Annotated in this window: 2 protein-coding genes; both read right to left on the reverse strand. The window is 80.9% G+C overall.

Going from position 1 to position 1,119, the window contains the following annotated elements:
• Positions 1-410, reverse strand: a 410-nt coding sequence (locus AWC27_RS31560; RefSeq protein ID WP_211281634.1) for a hypothetical protein, incomplete at its 3' end; no start/stop codon positions are given.
• A partial coding sequence (locus tag AWC27_RS14905; RefSeq protein WP_211281635.1) for a hypothetical protein occupies positions 361-1,119 on the reverse strand: 759 nt, incomplete at its 5' end. The genes AWC27_RS31560 and AWC27_RS14905, both read right to left, overlap by 50 nt.

The following is a 1,119-nucleotide window of genomic DNA, read 5'->3' on the forward strand; positions in this document are numbered from 1 at the left end:
GCGCCGTTAATCCCGTCGGCGCCAGTTCCGCCGCCGCCACCCTGGCCGCCGGTGCCACCGATCCCGGCGTTGCCGGTGGCGCCGGTGCTGCCGCCGGTGCCGCCGCTACCGGTTCCGCCTCCGCCACCGCCGGCGCCCGCGCTGCCGCCTTGGCCGCCGTCGCCGCCGGTGCCGCCGACGCCGGTGGTGCTGTCGGCGCCGGAGCCGCCGGTGCCGCCGGTGCCGCCTTTGCCGCCCACGCCGCCGGCGCCGCCGGAGCCGTTGGTGCCACCCACACCGGAGTCGCCGCCTTGGCCACCCTGTCCGCCGGCGCCGCCGGCGAATCCGCTGCCACCGGTGGCGCCGCTGCCCGCTGCGCCGTTAATCCCGTCGGCGCCTTCCGCCGCCGCCGCCCTGGCCGCCGGTGCCACCGATCCCGGCGTTGCCGGTCGTGCCCACAATGCCGCCGGTGCCGCCGCTGCCTACGCCGCCGCCACTTCCGCCGGCACCCGCTGCGCCGCCGACACCACCCTCGCCGCCGGTGCCGCCCACGCCGGTGGTGCTGTCGGCGCCGGAGCCGCCGGTGCCGCCGGTGCCGCCTTTGCCGCCGACGCCGCCGGTGCCGCCGGAGCCGTTGGTGCCACCCACACCGGAGTCGCCGCCTTGGCCACCCTGTCCGCCGGCCCCGCCGGCGAACGCGGTACCGCCAGTGGCGCCGCTGCCCGTGGCGGCGTTGGTGCCGTCGGCGCCTTGGCCGCCGGTGCCGCCCTGGCCGCCGGTGCCACCGATCCCGGCGTTGCCGGTGGCGCCGGTGCTGCCGCCGGTGCCGCCGCTGCCTACGCCGCCGCCACCTCCGCCGGCGCCCGCGCTGCCGCCTTGGCCGCCGTCGCCGCCGGTGCCGCCGACGCCGGTGGTGCTGTCGGCACCACTGCCGCCGGTGCCGCCGGTGCCGCCCTTGCCGCCGACGCCGCCGGCGCCGCCGGAGCCGTTGGTGCCACCCACACCGGAGTCGCCGCCTTGGCCACCCTGACCGCCGGCCCCGCCAGCGAACGCGGTACCGCCAGTGGCGCCGCTGCCCGCTGCGCCGTTAATCCCGTCGGCGCCAGTTCCGCCGCCGCCGCCCTGACCGCCCATGCCACC

The organism is Mycobacterium szulgai, assembly GCF_002116635.1.
Lineage (GTDB): Bacteria > Actinomycetota > Actinomycetes > Mycobacteriales > Mycobacteriaceae > Mycobacterium > Mycobacterium szulgai.